The 17,722-nt window shown below is 61.9% G+C and carries 11 protein-coding genes and 3 pseudogenes; 3 read left to right on the top strand and 11 right to left on the bottom strand.

Going from position 1 to position 17,722, the window contains the following annotated elements:
- Positions 1 to 437: 437 nt before the first annotated feature.
- The 4 genes from ACWEKS_RS45895 to ACWEKS_RS45910 form a co-directional block, all read right to left on the bottom strand.
- Complete coding sequence (locus ACWEKS_RS45895; protein ID WP_452345990.1) at positions 438 to 1,058, bottom strand: hypothetical protein; 621 nt, start codon at positions 1,056 to 1,058, stop codon at positions 438 to 440.
- 411 nt (positions 1,059 to 1,469) lie between these two features.
- The gene (locus ACWEKS_RS45900) at positions 1,470 to 2,435 is read right to left on the bottom strand and encodes a hypothetical protein (RefSeq protein ID WP_452345991.1); all 966 of its coding nucleotides are present in this window, start codon (positions 2,433 to 2,435) and stop codon (positions 1,470 to 1,472) included.
- A gap of 241 nt (positions 2,436 to 2,676) precedes the next feature.
- Positions 2,677 to 4,041, bottom strand: a complete 1,365-nt coding sequence (locus ACWEKS_RS45905; RefSeq protein WP_452345992.1) for an esterase/lipase family protein — start codon at positions 4,039 to 4,041, stop codon at positions 2,677 to 2,679.
- A gap of 1 nt (position 4,042) precedes the next feature.
- A complete protein-coding gene (locus tag ACWEKS_RS45910; RefSeq protein WP_452345993.1) occupies positions 4,043 to 9,025 on the bottom strand; it encodes a hypothetical protein in 4,983 nt (1,660 codons plus the stop codon).
- A gap of 180 nt (positions 9,026 to 9,205) precedes the next feature.
- On the opposite strand from ACWEKS_RS45910, the pseudogene ACWEKS_RS45915 reads away from it, so the two are divergent.
- A pseudogene (locus ACWEKS_RS45915) lies at positions 9,206 to 10,028 on the top strand (IS256 family transposase); the annotation flags it as partial.
- A 688-nt stretch (positions 10,029 to 10,716) separates the two neighbouring features.
- Here the strand turns inward: ACWEKS_RS45915 and ACWEKS_RS45920 are convergent.
- A pseudogene (locus ACWEKS_RS45920) lies at positions 10,717 to 11,970 on the bottom strand (ISAzo13 family transposase); the annotation flags it as partial.
- A gap of 53 nt (positions 11,971 to 12,023) precedes the next feature.
- Here ACWEKS_RS45920 and ACWEKS_RS45925 point away from each other — a divergent pair.
- Positions 12,024 to 12,530: pseudogene (locus tag ACWEKS_RS45925) on the top strand (transposase); the annotation flags it as partial.
- Between the two features lie 279 nt (positions 12,531 to 12,809).
- Here ACWEKS_RS45925 and ACWEKS_RS45930 read toward each other — a convergent pair.
- The 3 genes from ACWEKS_RS45930 to ACWEKS_RS45940 form a co-directional block, all read right to left on the bottom strand.
- Positions 12,810 to 13,229 carry a GNAT family N-acetyltransferase gene (locus ACWEKS_RS45930; RefSeq protein WP_452345994.1) on the bottom strand — a complete coding sequence of 140 codons (420 nt, stop codon included), beginning with the start codon at positions 13,227 to 13,229 and terminating at the stop codon, positions 12,810 to 12,812.
- Positions 13,230 to 13,606: 377 nt separating this feature from the next.
- Positions 13,607 to 14,026: a hypothetical protein gene (locus ACWEKS_RS45935; RefSeq protein WP_452345995.1), complete on the bottom strand. Its 420-nt coding sequence runs from the start codon at positions 14,024 to 14,026 to the stop codon at positions 13,607 to 13,609.
- Positions 14,023 to 14,286, bottom strand: a complete 264-nt coding sequence (locus ACWEKS_RS45940) for a hypothetical protein (RefSeq protein ID WP_452345996.1) — start codon at positions 14,284 to 14,286, stop codon at positions 14,023 to 14,025. Before ACWEKS_RS45940 ends, ACWEKS_RS45935 begins: the two co-directional genes overlap by 4 nt.
- A 643-nt stretch (positions 14,287 to 14,929) precedes the next feature.
- Between ACWEKS_RS45940 and ACWEKS_RS45945 the strand changes: the two genes are divergently transcribed.
- Positions 14,930 to 15,100 (top strand): hypothetical protein, encoded by a 171-nt coding sequence (locus ACWEKS_RS45945; protein ID WP_452345997.1) that lies wholly within the window; start codon positions 14,930 to 14,932, stop codon positions 15,098 to 15,100.
- Positions 15,101 to 15,610: 510 nt separating this feature from the next.
- Here the strand turns inward: ACWEKS_RS45945 and ACWEKS_RS45950 are convergent.
- From ACWEKS_RS45950 to ACWEKS_RS45960, 3 genes are all read right to left on the bottom strand, one after another.
- Positions 15,611 to 15,937: a hypothetical protein gene (locus tag ACWEKS_RS45950; RefSeq protein WP_452345998.1), complete on the bottom strand. Its 327-nt coding sequence runs from the start codon at positions 15,935 to 15,937 to the stop codon at positions 15,611 to 15,613.
- A complete protein-coding gene (locus ACWEKS_RS45955; protein ID WP_452345999.1) occupies positions 15,934 to 16,176 on the bottom strand; it encodes a hypothetical protein in 243 nt (80 codons plus the stop codon). The genes ACWEKS_RS45950 and ACWEKS_RS45955 overlap by 4 nt, the downstream gene beginning before the upstream one ends.
- Before the next feature lie 506 nt (positions 16,177 to 16,682).
- Complete coding sequence (locus ACWEKS_RS45960; protein WP_452346000.1) at positions 16,683 to 16,841, bottom strand: hypothetical protein; 159 nt, start codon at positions 16,839 to 16,841, stop codon at positions 16,683 to 16,685.
- Between the last annotated feature and the right edge of the window lie 881 nt (positions 16,842 to 17,722).

The following is a 17,722-nucleotide window of genomic DNA, read 5'->3' on the forward strand; positions in this document are numbered from 1 at the left end:
GCCTCGCTCACCCAGCCGAGCGAGGCCGTTCCCATCCCCTCATCATCGGCACCACCGATGACGCCAACATCGGCAAACTCAGCGACGGCCAACACACACCATCGGCCGCAACGAGTACTGCTGCGGCCACAACGACCGGATCAACGTCAGCCACGCCTGCTACGGGGGTTCGGGCTCACGATCTGCACTGAGCCACAACCGAATCGGGCCACCGGCAACGACGCCGGCAGCGAGTCGCCAACGACGCCGACTCCCGGCCCTGGATGGCCGGCGAAGTACTAGTCAGATCTGCGCGCCAGCAGGAATCCAATCGCCAGACCCACAGCGACCGTCCTGGGGGCAATGGTGGCCCAAGTCCAATTTCGGCCACTTGACCGGCGTGGGCAATAGGTCCTCAGCCCCACGCCTTGACGAGAAGCCGCAGCTGTCGTCACTCATCAGCCTCGGTCGACATGCCACATGAACAATCGCCGCAGTTCGGAGATAAGCAGGTCAGCAAGAGCCAGGAACTCGTACGCCTGGTCCGACGTGACGCCACCGACATGCACAGCCATGTTCCGCAGCTTCCGCATAGACCCGTATGTCTTACCGAACCATTCGGGCAGGTAATGAACAGCGACAGCCTCGGTCACCAGCTCCAACGGCGCCGGAGTCTCACCCTCGAAGTTCTTCCATCCATACTCTTTGGCGATAACCTCAAGCTGGCGGTCAACTTCATACCAAGCGTTGTCTATCGCCTGATCTGGTGATGTTTTCACTAGATCCTGCAGACGCAACGTCAGAGGTTCGAGTGGAGCGGGTCTGAGGAGGGCTGGGGCAGGAGCCTGAGAGCTGTCTGAAGATTTCTCCAGGGCAGCAACCTCAGCCCGATTGGCCTTCTCGATGGACTTGACGACCGACTTGACCGTCTCATTCCACTCGACCTTGAGGAAACTCCCAACCTCAAGTCTCTTGGGCCGCTCGGCCAGCCACACCTTCAGGTTCCGGCCGAAGTAGAGCAGGACGAACACGACAATCAGCTGCCAACCCAGCAACGAGAGGAACGAAGGCCAGTCCACTGGAGCAACTTACACCGTGTTGGCCTCTCCATAGGATGAGAGCGGACCACCTGTCCGCGGCCCTCGGCCGCGCGAGGACCCGGCCCGTTCACCAGGGCGCGCCGCGAACTCCTCCGGTCGACCTGGTCACAGACCTACCACGCAACCAGGGCACGCAGAAGGGACAAGCCGCTACGCGGTGGCTCCGCCATCCCTTCCCCGCACCCTGAACACGCAGTAGCCCTCCGGGCAGGTCGACCGGAGGAGCACCCAACACACCCACCATCAGAACCGGTATGCTCATCGGGATTACCTGACGCCTACGGCGTCACACGGGGCACCGCCCCGAAACCCCGCCGCTCGCCGCGGAGGCAGGTCTCCCAGAGGGGCAGGGGCGGATGGACAACCTATCCGTCGGTACTGCAACCGTTTTCAGCGAGCCCCGGCCAGATCAACATAGCGGTCAAATGGCCCGTACATCAGATTCCACGCAACCTGAAATCCCTGCATCAGAAACTGCTTGTCCGGTGCCCATTGCGTCCTCCGGACTCCGTCATTTCCGAGTGTGACCTGGGCTGACATGTTAGCCGCCCAGGTCTGGCCGTGCGCATAGGAGCTAAGAATGCGCCAGTTGAGTAGCGACTCCCGATCGGCGCCGAAGTCATAATAGGTAGCTGGTTTAACCAACTTCGCGGCGACGGCGAGCAAGACTCCATCTCGCGGCATCTTCTTGACCTCTGACACATCGATTCTGAGTTTAGTTGCATCGCTATCGATACTATCCTGAATCGCAACCATATCCGCTCGCCGCGAAGCTGCTTGTTCCCTCCGCTTACGCACATGGTCGGACTCTACGCCCTGCCGCGGTCGGGGAGCGTCGACGATCTCGTCGAGCGCAGCAATCTGATTGTTGTCCTCCAACCTGCGAAGCGCCAGAGTTCGCGTAAGCCGCTGCTTCTGATCCCCTTCGACAAGCCATCCCGCAAGTGCAACAGATGCGATAGCTGAGCGGAGTACAGTAAATGACGCGAACGCTGTTACTCGACCAGCCTTCACGGTTGTGTCAGCGAAATAGTAGAGGTGGTCAAGCGCGGAGAGGCCGGCTTCGACAGCAGATGACCAAGTTTGAACGTCTGTCAGGAATCCACTTTCAGCCGCGTACTCACTTCCTGGTCGTGGCACAGACTCGCCACACAGAAAGTCACCGAATTTATTGATATTGCCGAGCGCCTCCGTCAGAGACGCAGCCATCTCCTCGGTAACCCGATGTTGTTCAATGATCTTCTCGCTTTCCGCCGTCACGCGGCTCTCCGTTCCTCGAATCATGGCGTCCATTACACTACGAAACCGCAGGCGTGCGGGTTTCTCCAGATCCCTGCGGTATGTCCAGGTCGCCATGCCGCCTATGACTCCTCCGACGACAACGACGACGACAGTCGTGCATCGGAGGCACTGCGGCTACGACACCGCAGCGGCTGGGAATCGCCTGTTCGGCAGTACTGCCCACTTCTGGCAGTGTGGGGGTCAGGGGTTCGAGTCCCCTTAGCTCCGTTGAGCCCCCACAACGCGAACACCCTCAGTGCGGACGGGCGGCAGATCCGGGTCCAACAGGTCGGCACACCGAACCTGATAAAGCAAGTTATGCGGACGGCCACACGAGAAGCGGTGACGAAACTCCAGCTTGCTGGCCTCCGGCAGCTCGGACTCGAATTACGTGCCCACCCGGCGGAAGTGCACGAAGAGTGACGGTCTGACCGGATTCGCGAATAACCTGGGTGAACTTCGACAGCGTAATATTTTGCTCGTTCGTGATCTCTATTACGACGGCCTGCGGCGTTCGGACACTAGACACTTCGAGAACGATGTCCTCCTCGGAGGTTGCGATCTCGGGGACAGCGACAGCGATGTCTGTGTCGCTCGGCGCCTTGAAGGCAATCGGTCGGGCCGTGACGATGGCTTCCATCTCGTCTAATGCTGCGCGGTTGGTCTGCAAACTACCGTGCTTCTCCGTGACACGACGGAGGGTGTTGTCGTCGAGCTGAATACCCTTTGGGATGGAAGCTGCAGGTACGGTTCCGTCTCCACCGTGGTCCTCGCCGTTGAGCGTGTGGTTGACGACTAGGTTGCCATTCGTGACAGTGAGCGAGGTAATGGTCCGCTGCATAGTTCCGATAACGGCATGCCGCATAGGGTTGTATTCGGTATGCAGTTCAGCTGCTTCGAGGCAACGGTAGAAGTTCATGGCGTCGGTGACGGCTTTGGATGGCACGCCGGGGACCTCTTGCACATCGATATGATGTAGTTCGCCGTCACGTTCGACACATGCGTAGGAAGGCAGAAGCTGGTGCGTGGAGGGCAGGGAAAGCACCGCAGGGTGGAGGTTGACTCCGACTTTGGCGAGAGCGGGTACCGGACCGTTGGCGAGTGTCAGTACAGCTTTTAGAGAGCCTCGATATGGTGTTCCGAATGTGATCAGCTTGTTCGTTACTTCAGCGCCCCCCTCGACGGCAATATACCAGCGAGCGACTAGGCCGCCCATCGAGTGACAGACAAAAGTCACTTGAGCTTGTTGATTCTGTGGTGCCGCTTCACGCCAACGGGTGAGTGCGCGCTCAACAACAGTCTTGAGGCGGCGTGCGTTGTAGCGATTGGAAAGCCGCCAGTCGTACGGAAAGAGCACGAGATTAGGTGCGGATGAAGAATTAGGAATGTCATTAAATCCTATGCGCCGCAGCCGACTGACAAGTGTCCCATATCCCTGAACAGGGGACCAGAGGCCTGGTACGACATGTATATTCCCCATGAGATCGGTCGGGACTACTCCATCGTCAGGATGGTCGTCTCCCAGCCCGTCCGGAACACATAGATAGTCGACGTTGCGATTAAGGTGCAGAATAGAATCTGCCAAAGCACCCAGACGGTTGGACCAAAAGGGCTTCCCGTCTTTTTCGAGAGTGCTTCCCATGATTCCCGGGATGACGACGATGAGATCTTTGGGACTCATACTAGTTATCCTGACGTACGTCAATGAGGAGTGGAATGAGCTGCAGAAACTCTGGCCTGACGGAACCTAGTCGTGCAGCGGCGCTGGTCAGGGACACAAGCCGGCCAGGGACGACTTCTCGAACAGAATCGATCATGGACGCGGCCTCTTGCTGCTTGCCCTGTTCCATCAGGATCGCGCTCAGGTAGAAGGCCGCGACTCCGGCCAATTCGGGTTGCGACGCTCGGGGTGGGTGCGGTCTAAGCAGCACTGTAGTGGCCCGCACGAGGGTCGGTTGGTCGTTGTCGCGCGCAATGCGCTCAAGCAGCTCTTGGGCTGCATCGGGGTCGGAAAGGGCGCTGACTACGGCGACGTGCAGTTCGTCCTCTGAGAGCCGGATGAGGTAGTACGCGATCGTTCCGGGCACATCATCAGTGGTAGCGCGGTCACGCAGGTGTTCTTTCACCAGTTCAGACCGAAGTTCTTCTCCGTTCGCGGCAAGGAGTTCGAGCTGTCCGTTGAGGTCGGTCGCCGCGAATGCGTCGGCGGTATCGGATGCCAGCGGCTTCTGATAGGCGTCGGCGATGCCGCTCACTGCGGCAATCGATCGGATTTCCCGGAGGATGCGGACTCGTTCGGGAGTGATGCCCAGATACGCCTCTTCGATGATCGAGTCGAAGGAAGAATCGACAAGGTAGCGATGGTCCCGCAGGTACTCATAACCCTCTCTGTGAGTGGACGAGGACACCCACTCGAGTGCGGACTCCAGCCGGCGGAGATCGATAGTAAGCCATGATGGCGCACTGGCGTGCGTGGCTTGCGCCCACGCGAGGTCGAAGAGTACGGGAATGGCTGCTCGTTTGCGCCTTGCGAGCATGCGGAGACTGAAGAGCGTGGCGGGGCTCTGATCGCCGAGCTCGTCGAGACCGCGAACGATCCATTTCGGCACAAATGGACTCAAGTGTGGGAGTCGGGACACGATCTCGCCGAGCAGTAGAGCGCGCTGAACACCCTCCAGCAGTCCGAGCACACGGTCGACATACACGGCAATCGGCAGCTGAGGGTTGAACGCAACACCATCAGTAGCCAGGGCAGCGAGGGCTTCCGCACAGGTTGCGATGTTGGCCGGGGTTAGCTCAGGCAGGCGTTCGTAGTGGGCGAGGGCGTCGAGTGCTGCCTGGATGCCCTGATCGGGATGGGACTGGGCGAACTCAAGCCGTGCTTGAATTCCGAGCGCGGATGCGAGCTCCGCTTCGACTGTCCGACCAGCCGCAGCGAGCTGGGAGAAGACCTTGACTGCTCGCTTGATGGCCTCAAGTCCGGCAGCGCCCTCTCCCCTTGTCCCGTGAATTGCAGCGAGGTTGCGTAGAGCCATTGCGTATCGCAGGGACTTCAAGACGCCTGCAGCTTCGAATGCCGATACCGCGCGTTGTGCGTACTCCAGTTGCAGGCTCAGATCCTGAGCGCATGTGGTGGCTTGAACGAGCGTGTCGGCGAGGGCTTCGGCGAGAATCTGGTCGTCCACGATCTTGCGGACCGCGAGATCGTCGAACAGTTGTACCGCTTGCGCTGCTGTGGACGCGGCCGCTACCCGATCATGAGCGGCTCGTTGATGGACAGCGAGTTGGGCCATGGTGCGCGCGACTTCTACTTCGAACCGGGCGTTCGATGCCGCGAGGGTGTGGTAGAGACTGCGGGCTTCTTCCGTCGCTACGACTGCGTCTTCCGGGCGCCCGACGTTTGCGAGCCGATCACCGTAATTGAGCAGAACGCGGGCGACATGCACCAATTCACCCTCGTTTTGGCTGGCGATATCACGGTAGATTGTTAGCGCCTCCTCTGTGAGCTGAATGGCCGCCCGGTGTTCACTGAGCTGCGTGAGGCAGTTCGCGAAGTTGTCCAGCGCCATCGCAAGCTCTCCGTTCATCGCGGGGTGATCAGCAGCGATTGTCCGGGCCAGCCGCACTGCAGCGTCACCTCGTCTGGCGGCCTCCATCGTGGACCCAGCCGAGAGTAGGACGGCACAGCAGTTGTTCAACGCCCCAAAGAACTGAGTACTCTCCTTGAGACTGGGGTTCTCGATCGATTGCAGTGTCTCGATCACCTCGTCCATCAAAGCAAGTGCACGCTCGTGTTCACCGAGTTCCATCAACCGTGCGGCCAAGTCGTTCTTGGCCCCAGCCAGCTTGCTTTCCAGGGCTGGTTCCGCGGCTGCTACCTGCTCGAGGATTTGGCGTGCCTCTTCGGCCGACGAGAGGCCCGACTGAAGGTCACCGATCGAAGCCAGATGACTGCCGAGGTTGCTGAGTGATTCCGCGAGTGCGATGTGGTCGCAAACACGGTTCCGTAGCTCGACTGCTCTTCTGAGTGCGCCGACAGAGTCTCGACTGGCCACCACCGCCTCTGCATCGTGGAGCGTAGCGCTGTGCGCGAGAGCGAGGACGTTCAGCGTGACACCAAGCCGGTAGTGGTTGTTGCCGCCATGTGCAAGGAACTCGCGCTCTTGGTCGGCGGCGCGGCTGGTGGCGTCGATCGCGGCCTGTGGCCGGCCAGCGTCCATGAGGATTGTTCCGTAGTTGTGGACGACAGCAGCGTAGTCGGCGAGCAGGTCCGGATCATGCTGAACGAGCTGGGCATAGATGCCGACGGCAGCGCCCGCCGAACGCACTGCTTGGTCGACCTGCCCACTTGCCTGATAGCAAAGTGCAAGATGTGCATGCGCCTGGGCATACACGGGATCAGAATGCTGCAGGTCGCTGTCCTTTAGCTGGGCGATGGTCGCTTCTGCGAGCTCCGTTGCTCGTGCCACGTCAGCAGAGTCGAATGCATTGATCGAGACGCCGAGGGTCGCATACGCCAGCTCCGCCGCATGACGCGGTGCCCGCACGTCCCGGCCCCTCAGTAGTGCGAGCCCCCGCTCACCAGCACGCATGAGGTATCGCCACAAGTATCTGCTCAGGTGCGGGTCAACCGGATCTGCGGACACAGAGGACAGGTCCACCCTGTCAAGGAGGGCCTGCGCAACGCGGACTTCGATGTCGCCGGAGACCTGATCGATCGTCGCTCTCGTTCTGAAGTGGTGGGCAATGAGAGGATGCGCGCAGCGATACACCGCAACACCCTGCTCGGAATCCTCCACCACATACTTTCCAAGCGCCCCAAACAGCCAATCGATATCCTCGCGGGTGAAGTTGCGCTGCGGATAAGTTGCCTTTGCGACGGCGATCCAATGCTCTTCAGGGAAACCCGCACCCAGTCCCCACTGCAATGCTTCGAGTAGGTGATATGCGTCGTCGGCCGAATAGTTTCGAGGAGATCCATCGACCGAAACAGCCTCCCGAACGACGTGATCCAAAGACTCTGCAATCGAGTCCGTCATGTTGACTTGCCATCCAGACTTTGAAGTGTCGATGGGAGAATCCACCAATCGATCACAGATGAGCTCCATCAAGAGGAACGGAGGCGGATCCTGATCGCCTACCAACCGCTGTATCTCTAAGGCAACCGCCAAGGTGTCCATGGACTCATAAACACCAGATAGGCGCTCATCAACAGCCTGCGTCAGTGACTGCCAGCCAGATGACCGATGAGTCGCCGAATCGAGGTCGAGGATGCGGTCGAGCGAGGTGATCACGTCGGTCACATCCAGCATCGATACAGGTGTCTGCGCAGAGAGACTGCGACGCGCTGTGACGCCGGCGGCGCTGGACCCAGCCGGCGCCCTGACCTCTGTGCGTCGAGTGGTCACGACAACAACCGCACACTCGCTCATGGGAACCAACAGTCGATCGATGATGCCTTCAAGATGGCCCGGAGCTTCGCTGAGCCCATCCACTGCGATGACGGGCAGACGGCACTCATCGCCAACTGGGTGGCTGAGTCGTTCCAAGGAGCCGACCAATTCGAAGGCGTTCCGAGCATGGCTCAACGGATTCAGAACGCCGGACGCGATAAGTCCCTGCTCGATCCGGGCTGCCAGTGATAATTGATCAAGTCCGCGAGCACTGACCTGTATGCAGCAGAGGTCGATAGACAGTGCCGATTCCGAATCAACCGAGCCTTCGTTCGGTTTATGGCCCAGTTGCTGCATGGCCTGTGCGAGTAGGGCAGTCTTTCCGCTGCCGGGCCGACCGGTGATCACGAAAATACCCGGCTCATTCGCCAGAGCCCACGACTGGACGATGTCGACTTCTCCGCTCCGGCCGACGAAGCGGCGGGCTGGTGCACCGTCGAGAATTTCTTGCACAAGGGTTGGCGCTGCGGTCGGTGACCACAGAGGGTTTCTGACCATAGGCAATGCGCTACCTGCTTGAGCAAAATGCGGGAGAGCTCCATATGAATGATCCCATTGCTTCAGGACTGCTTCGCAGAGGTCATCACCACGGATGAACTCGCTGTGCGGGTTCCACCGCCTCCGAAGCAGGTCAGCGTGGGGTCCGTCCGGGTCGGGACCGTTCGACAGCAATTTGATCAGCGCGGGCCCGAGTGTTTGCTCCCGCACGATCTCGTCAGCCGCACACGACGTGAGAACACCGACCCATGTCGACTCGGACGTTGTACCGGTACGGGTAAAAAGGTCATCTACCTGGATGGTCACCCCCAGAGCGGCCCCCGAATGGCAGGTGTCAAGAATACAGAGAATCTGGTTCGCTCCTGTGACAACACACTGCGAGGCGACTTCTTCAGGATCGAATCCAGATCCGATGTCATTCTCACTATCAGCCACCAAAAGGCGGACACGACCTGTGCTGGCGGGGACACCATGGCCAGACCACATCAGGAAGACGCTACCCCCGGCCACGGAAAATCTCCCCTTCAATGCCCTGAGAGTGTTCCGAACTTCGGCGTGGTACGCATCAGTCAGGAGATGTTTGTCGTAGTGATCGCCAACCAGTTCGGCGATCCGATGCACTTCTTGGGTTGACTGGGTCAGATTGAGAAGATCTGGGTCACAGTACTGGTCGGTCCCGACACCAATAAACAGTGCCTGTTCGCTCGGCGACACAATGGCCCTTTCTTACTCAGAGTCGTGCCAAGAGTAGCTCGGTTGCAATCACTGGCGTTGTACTGGAGCAGTGATCGAAACCTGTGGATGACCGGGAGGGAGTACCTTCCCGGATGATCTGAAAGACAACGGGTTTCGATCTGCTCGGCGCGCCAACGCCGGGCGGGAAGGTACATCCCCATGCTCAAGGTAATCGACGGCGGCGCCGAGTCCAATCCGGACGGCGCGGCGGGTCCGGTGTCGGGTTCTGCGATCGACGAGATCGTGCGCGAGGGTGCGCGGGGAGATGCTGGCCGCGGCGTTGCGGGCAGAGGTCGCCGCCTATATCGACCGGTTCGCCGACCAGGTCGACGAGAACGGCCGGCGGCTGGTGGTGCGCAACGGCTACCATGCCGAACGGCAGGCCATGACCGCCGCCGGGGCGGTCACTGTGGCCGCGCCGCGGGTCAACGACAAGCGTGCGGATCCGGAAACCGGTGAGCGCCAACGGTTTTCCTCAGCGATCCTGCCCGCCTGGTGCTGCCGCTCACCGCAGGTGAGCGAGGTGCTGCCGCTGTTGTATCTGCACGGGCTGTCCACCGGCGATTTCGGTGCGGCGCTGGAACAGTTCCTCGGTTCCGGAGCCGGACTGTCGGCGGCGTCGATCACCCGGCTGACCGCGTCGTGGCAGGACGAGGCGAAAGCCTTCGCCTCCCGCGACCTGTCGGGCACCGACTACGTGTATCTGTGGGTCGATGGCATCCATACGAAAGTGCGCCTGGAGCAGGAGAAATTGTGCCTGCTGGTGATGCTCGGGGTTCGGGCCGACGGCCGCAAGGAGCTGGTCGCGATCAGCGACGGCTACCGGGAATCGACCGAATCGTGGGCCGATCTGCTGCGTGATTGCCGCCGCCGCGGTATGACCGCCCCGGTGCTGGCCGTCGGGGACGGCGCGCTCGGGTTCTGGCGCGCGCTGCGCGATGTGTTCCCGCAAACCCGGGAACAGCGCTGCTGGTTCCACAGAAGCCGTAAGGAATCAACCTGTCGGTGTGTCGCGGATTTCTTCCGCGGTGAGGAGTTCGGTGGCGGTGTGGTAGCGGGTTGCTGCCGGTGTGGGGTTGTAGCCATCGTCTTCGAGCAGTGGTCGTGTTTCGCGGACGACGCCGCCGATCAGGGAGCGGCTGACGTCGCCGAGGGCGTCGGCGAGAACGTCGAGGGTGCACAGTTTTCGGAGGTAGAGCACGGTCAGCAGGACGCGTTCGGCGTTGCCGATCTTCTGTGGGAACACCCCGCCGCGGGTGCCGTGCTGGCGTGGCCCGCCGCGGCGGTGGTGGGAGAGACGTTCGGCCTGGGCTGCCTGGCGGCGGGCGAGTCGCTGGGTGAGTTCTGCCAGTTCGGTGTGGCTCATCCCGGTCAGTGCTGGTGCCGATAGTTTCTCGATGATCTCGGTGCGGGCGGGGGCGATGTCGTGGTCGAGGAAGGCCAGCAGGTCGCGGGAGGAGTTGAACCGGACCGGGGCGGTGCCGGGGTCGTGGCCGTGGTCCTCGAGTGCTTCGCGGGTCTGTTTCACCAGGTCACCGATGCACATGTCGGTCACCTCGAGCAGGTCGGCGAGGACTTTCATCGAGCACACCTGACGCTGATAGACCAGGGTGAGCAGGACACGGTCCGCGTCGTCGAACAGTGGTGTGACCCGCAGGGCGCCGGTGGCCCGGCGAGTTCGGCCACCGCGTTGCTCGCAGTGACGCTGCTGGGTGCAGGGTGTAGTTCCAGGTTCCGTGGATGGCGTGAGGTTGCAGCGGCAGTGCGGCGAAGCGCTCCCGGCTGATCGACACGCCGATGGGGTAGTCGCTGTCGTCGAGGGCGGCTTCCACGCGCAGGCCGGTGCTGGTGCGGGTCGAGGCAATGGTTTCGATGACGACTTCGTGGCTGGTCAGCGGCCGGCCACGCCAGTTGAGGGTGATGTGGGAGAACAACCGGTGCTCGATCTTGTTCCATTTCGAGGTTCCCGGAGGGAAGTGACAGACGGTGATGTCCAGGCCGGTCTCGGTGGCCAGGGCGGCCAGCTCGCTTTTCCATACCCGGTAGCGGTAGCCGTTGGAGCCGCCGGCGTCCGCGGTGATCAGCAACCGCGACGCTGCCGGGTAGTCCAGGCGGCCGCGGGCAGTCCACCAGCGGCGGATGGATTCCACGGCGAACATCGAGGTGTCGTGATCGACGCCGACGTTGACCCAGCCGGTGTTGCGGGTGATGTCGTAGATCCCGTACGGGATCGCCTGCGCCACGTCGGGTCCGTTGAAGAAGAAGGAATGGTCTTCGACCTGGACCGGCTCACCCTTGGGCCGCCACTCCCGCCCGGCCATCGGCAGCCGCCCCAGCTGCTCACGTTTCTTGGTGTCCACGCTGATGACCGGGTCACCATCGGCTTGATGGTCTTTCACCTGCTCGTTGATATAGCGGAACTGGGCGTCCCGGTCGGGATGCTGGGTGCCCTCGAGGGTCTTGACGTTGGCTTGCAAGCTGAACCCGGCAGCCTTGAGCAACCGGCCTACCGTCGGAGCCGACACCGAATGCCCCGACCGGGTCAGCTCATCGGCCAAGTGCCGCAACGACTTCGTCGTCCACCGCAACGGCGACTCCGGATCACCCCGCTCGTCCGGCTCCACCAACGCCATCAACGCCGGAACCAGCTGCGGGTCGATATCTTCGGCGTTCTTACGGCCACCACCGACACGGCGGACCCGGCCCTGCGGCAACGGATCCTCACCGGCTTCCAACTCGAAAACACCTTTGCGGACCGTGGTTTCGCTGGCCCCGGCCGCCAACGCAACCGCTCGCACCCCGCCATACCCCAGCGACCTGGCCTCGCTGGCCAGCACCAGCCGCCGCTGCCTCTCGTTCAGATGCGGCAGCACCGCCGCGAACCGCTCGGCCAAACCGCGGCCAACCCCGGCCCTCACCGCCATACCGCACCGAAACACCTTGAGCCACAAAACAACACGTTGTTACCTTACGGCTTCACAAATCAGCGAACGTGCTTGCCGCGCTCCCGAAATCAGCGCATCCCGGCGCGATAGCGGCGATGAAGGAGATCTACAACGCCGAGGACATCGACCACGCCCAGATCGCGATCAAGGCGTTCGACATCGATTACGGCGCAAAATATCCCAAAGCCGTGGCCAAGATCGTCGACGATGCCGACGTGCTGCTGGAATTCTACCGATATCCGGCCGAGCACTGGATTCATCTGCGCACCACCAATCCGATCGAGTCGACCTTCGCCTCGGTCCGGTTACGGACCAAGGTCACCAAGGGGCCGGGTTCCCGCACGGCGGGAATCGCTATGGCCTACAAGCTGATCGAGGCCGCCTCGACCCGCTGGCGCAAGGTCAACGCCCCCGAGCTCGTCGCGCTCGTCCGCAACGGCGCCCTGTTCCACAAGGGCAAGCTGCTCGAACGGCCCCGCGAGATCACCCCGCCACAGTCATCAGGCCCGGCCGACACCACCCGAACCGACGTCGCCTGAAACGAACCTATCCACAGGTTTTGACAATTCCTCCGGGACCACTAAGTTATGGTGCTGCACAGCGAATTACGGACGGACCGCACGATTCCGTGGACCGATGACAGCGAGATGGTCCTGGGGTTAGACATGGCCAGGCCGATACAATTCCGGACATCCTTGGGCTCAAGTGGCTAATGCATCACTGCGGGGATGATCATCGGACCCAGAGGTTGTAGCGTGAGCGGTATTTAGGCATCAGCGGATGTCGACGGACGGCACCCTCATCTTGCCCAGCCGGAATCAACGCAGCTTGTTGACCAGGACATTGAAGACCGGCGAGTCGGGCCACGAGGGCTTCAGTGTGCCGACCTTTTTGTAACCCCAGCGCCGGTACTCCGCATATGCCCGAGTATTGCCGGGCTCGACCAGCAGGGCTATCCGCGCCTCGCTCCGGTCTGCGACCAGCGCATCGTGCAGAGCGCGCGCGTAGCCGCGCCCGGTGAACCTCTGGATCTCGCTGAGCGCAAACGTCTTTCGTCCGTCTTCGCGGATGAATTGATCATGATCTGCAGAGGGGTCGTCAAGGTGCAGCCCGCCCCACCACGCTACGGCGGGCGGTAGGGGCCATCCCCAGCGCCTGCAGCACCGTCTGCAATGACGGATCCGGGAATAATGATCAATGATTTCCAACGCTTGTTGGCGGAGTGTGTGTTCACGCATGGTGTGCGCCGTTTGGGCACCGCCACAGGTAGCTCTAGGCGGAAGTCGTTGCCATGGGGCGTTACCGATTACGGCGGGGTCGGCTGTCACCGAACAACCGAAATAGGCTCCGCGGCCGAGCAATTCGTGTGGAGTGTTCGCGTGTATTGGTTGCCGCATCTGATCTGGCAGTGCTCTGATTCTGAGGTGACGGTGGCCGGATCGGGTTCTCGTCTCCGTGGCTGCGTGCGGCCGAGCAGTTCCTCGGCCGCACGCAGATGGACTTAGCGCTGTTGGGCGGTCCGCCGCCGCTGGACCGGGTACAGGGAGTCCTGCGTCAATGCGCTCAGTCGCCTGTCGGTCGGACAGCACCTCGCTCGTTGCACCGGGATTCTCGCCTACGGCTCGGGTTCGGACAGGGTGAACAGTTCCAGCCTGTAGGGCAGTTGCTCCTCGATGCGTGTCCACCTGCTGCGGTCCACGGTGACGATCGGCCAATCGAGTTGTTTGGCCACGTGCACGACGTGGGCGGCGGCGAGGTCTTGCAGGTCGCCGAATTCGTTGATGACGCGTGAGAAGTCGGTGACTTCGGCCGGCGTGTGCGGCCAGTCGAGGTCGAGGCGTTCGAGGCGGTCGATGACGCCGTCGATTTCGTTGCACTGCTCGTCCGACAGCGAGGTTTGGCTGAGGGCGAGGGTGACGACGGGGATCGCCATGCGGATGTCTCGGACATCGTTGGCCGCGATCATGCGTGCCACGTGGTCGCTGCCGTGGGCGTAGGCGTGGATGAGGGTGTCGTCTAGGACGTAGCCGATCACTGGCGGGCGGCCTGCCGTTCCTTCAGGTACACGGCCATGTCGTCGGCGGTCTTCTCTGCCCACGCGACGGCGTTGGGGTTCGCGTCAGCCTTGGCCAGGCGGCGCTCCCACGCCATGCGGCGGCGTGCCTGCGCGCGCTGGTGTTCTTCGAGCAGGGTCACAATCACGTCTTCCATGGATTCGCCCTTGCGCGCCATGGCGGCCAAGCGGTCTCGGGTGGAACCCGACACCTTCACCGTTGTCGTCGATACATCAGACATGCCAAAAGTATACGCACCACCTTGATTGTATCCTCGCATTTCCGCCGAGGGATGACCCCATCGCTAGGCCCACAACGCGCGCACAATCCTCGTCGTTGGTGTTGGTCGCGATCGGACACTTAATATGTTGCGCATTCGGGCGGTCGTGATCGAGGAGGCGGTCTCATGAGCGCGCTCATGCAGGAGTCAGGGCAGCCGATCATGCGCGAGCTCACTGCGGAGCAAGCCAAGACACGCCGCCGTCAAGCCGAGAAGGCTCTCGGCCGTCCGTTGCCTTCGGTACCTGTGACCAAGTTCCAAGTTCGCCACCCCGCGATACGGTTCGCAGAGGCAGCGGTAGAGGTCGGAGATCCGCGGTACTTGATGCTGTTGGCCTGAGATCGGTCAACAGAGCGCCGTTACGCTTCGATGAGCGCTGTCATGCGCCAGTAGCAATCCCGCCAGGGGCGATAGTGACACCCAGCGTAAACGCCTGGGAGAGGGCAAACAGATAAGGAATAAATTGTCACAGTGACGAATTGGAGGTTGGGCACGGGATGCGCAGAGACGCACCTTACACATCCGCCCCGCGGCATCGCGGCCTTCGACTGGGACCCAGCACGAGCATGTGCCGAATCAAGGCGATAGTGCGAGGAGGCGAGTGATGAGTGCGTTGACGCAGGGAACGATGCGCGTCATCCGGGTGAAGCCGACCGCGGAGCAGATCGCCGAGCGCCGCCGGGAAGCCGGGAAGATTCTCGGTCGCAAGCTGCTGCCGCCGCCCACGCTTGTGAGTCAGTTCCCGGATCTGATAGCCGATCCGAATCTTACATAACATGAAGTTATCGGCGAAACTACCTGTGCCATAAAGCTTTTCGTGCGGTAACGCTGCCGCAGACAAAGCGATCGGCATCGGCAAGGTCCGGCGACCCATGGCGGGTGATAATCCTCGCCCCGGTGCTCGTCGAGAGCTGCACCGAGGCCACCGTAATGCATGAAATAGACTGCAGCGCAGCATGATTGCAGTGCCGATAAGATACCTTATGTAAACTTGAGCGTGCCAGCACCCATCTGCCCCTTCGTTCATTGACTGGCGCGAACCCATTTGACCCCGCGGAGTGGGCGGCGGCATTTCGCGCTCCTCTGATATCGCAGCCGGACTTCATGATTGGGCACTGGCTGACCCACGAGATCCTTCGCTGCCACCATCGTGCAGCAGCTCGGCGGCGTCGATGCCGTTCACAGCCGTTGATCCGGGCATGTTCGGCGTCGGTGAGTTCGATCGCGGCCGATCGCGGCCAGCAGGCTTCCGGGCGCTACGTGGTCGGCCGCATCGGCGTCGCCGCTATTCGAGTCCTTGGGCGGCTTTGAGTCGTTCATCGAACACGGCAATGGTGTCATTGGTGAGTCTGCCGACCGGCCCGGACAGCCACGGCCGGTAGACGGTGGTCACGCGGTCGGTGCGGATCCACCCCTGGATGGGGTCGGCGTCGGCAAGCGGGACGGTCACAAGCCGGTCTGGGTCGAATCGCTCGACGGGAGCGACCATGACCCAGTTCTCGCCGGGCCCCAGCAGGTATCCGGGGGTGACGATTACCCGGTACGGGGTGCGCTCGTCGTCCTCGCGGCTGGGTCGTTCTCGATCGAATGTGTAGATGTCGCCGTGGTTCACGCGGCGTGCCCGCCGCGGTGCTCCTCGGCATGGGCGGCCTGGTCCAACGCGGCCTGTTCCTCGGCCCGCGCCAAGTCAGCGGCTTCGTCACGCCGGCGCGGTCGGTTGGCGTCTTCCCACAGTGCGCCGATCTTGGCTGCGCGCACGACGTAGGGGGAGAGTTTCAGCCCGTTGCGCGCGGCCGCGTCACGGAAGAGCTGCAGGTCCGTATCCGGAACTTCGATAGTCAATTTCGCCATACTTCACACCATACTCCCAGCCTGGGTCCACAGCGGGCGGTGTGCCAGCATTGCCGCAAACCGGTGTGCCCACAGTGCTCACATAGGGAGTTACTCGTCCTATGCTGCCGTCACGCGGTCCTGCGTCGCGACCTTTCCATATGGAAGGTCATCCGTATGGTGGAAGCGTGGCCGAACGAAGCGTGCGCATATATCTGACCGAATCGGCGTTGACCTTCCTCACGTCTCCGCTCGGCTCGACTCTTGCCGAGGACCGGCAGATCTCTACGAATAAGTACCGGGTCGAAGAGAACGGCTGGGTGACGTGTCAAGCGCTTGACCGGGGCAATGACGGCGAGTTCCAGCAAGTGAAGCTTCCTCCGCACGCGGTCGCTGCGATCGTCGAACTGGAGCAAAAGCGCGAAGACCGACCCCGCTGGCCGGCAACGGTCCTGGAGTCGAACAGCCAACGGCCCCGGATGGTTTCGAACTGTCCGGGGCTTTCTTCTGGGCCAGGACATGGGCGGCTACCGGTTCAGTTCGCCTGTGCGGGCGAGGATTCGGGCGCGCCGCCGGGCAGCGGGGTGGCCGTAGGCGCGGTAGAGCTTCATGCGGGCTTGGGCGAATGCCCAGCGGTCGGCGACGGTTTCGGGCTGCGGCCACATCTCGATTACTCGCGCACTCATGTTCTGTTCGACGCGATAGGGCCAGGCTCGGTTCCGTACGGCTGCACTGCTGATTCGGCAGCCCCGTCGATTTGCCTGTGCCTCTGGAGGTTTCGATCGGTGCCACCCGCAGGTCAGCGGGTCGGGCTCGGTGCTCGCGCGGGTCGACGCTCTACTCGGCGAGGAGCCCGCTCCGCCCCAATTGATCTGGCCTGCTGAGCACCTCCGCCGACCCGCCCCTCCGGTATGCGACGGTGTGGAGAACTTCAAGGCTGACGGGTGCTGCATGATCGCTATCTTGCTGTCGCTGTGGGCGTACAGGGTGTGTGTTTTTGTGCTGCCCGCTCGAATGCGATTGGACCCACCAGCAGCAGCCCGAGACCGGCCCGCTCCGCATCCTGCTGCCCGACTGGCCGGGAAGCCCTACCCCCGAGGAGATTTCGGCCGCCCTCGCCACGTCAGCGCAAGCATCATCCACCGACGGCCTGGCCCAGCTGGACCGGCGGTGCGCGTCTCGTCAACGCGCACCCCGACCGCAGTGTGGACGTGAGTGAGGATCGGCACGTCGATCTTTGAGTCAGAACCGCGCATTTTCACCGAAGATTAATAGTTATGTCAAATTGTGGCGCCCTCCAATCGTGGGAGTGCGAATCCGAACTCTTCAATGGCCATCCCCCCTGGGGACTACCTTCAGCCGCCGGAGAGGCCATTCCAGCCAGGACCTCTTTCAGAGCCGGCGCGGCTCCGGTCTTGAGAAGTTTCCTCTGCGTGAACCGGTGCGGGTGACCCGCGAAGCCTTGGCCGAGGGCTTCGGACTTCGCGGCGAGCGGGACGAGGAAGACGATGCGCAAGACCTGGTCGAGAGACAGTTCATCCACCGGGGATTCATGTCGACCTCCGGG

The sequence above is a fragment of the Nocardia sp. NPDC004711 genome (assembly GCF_053601595.1).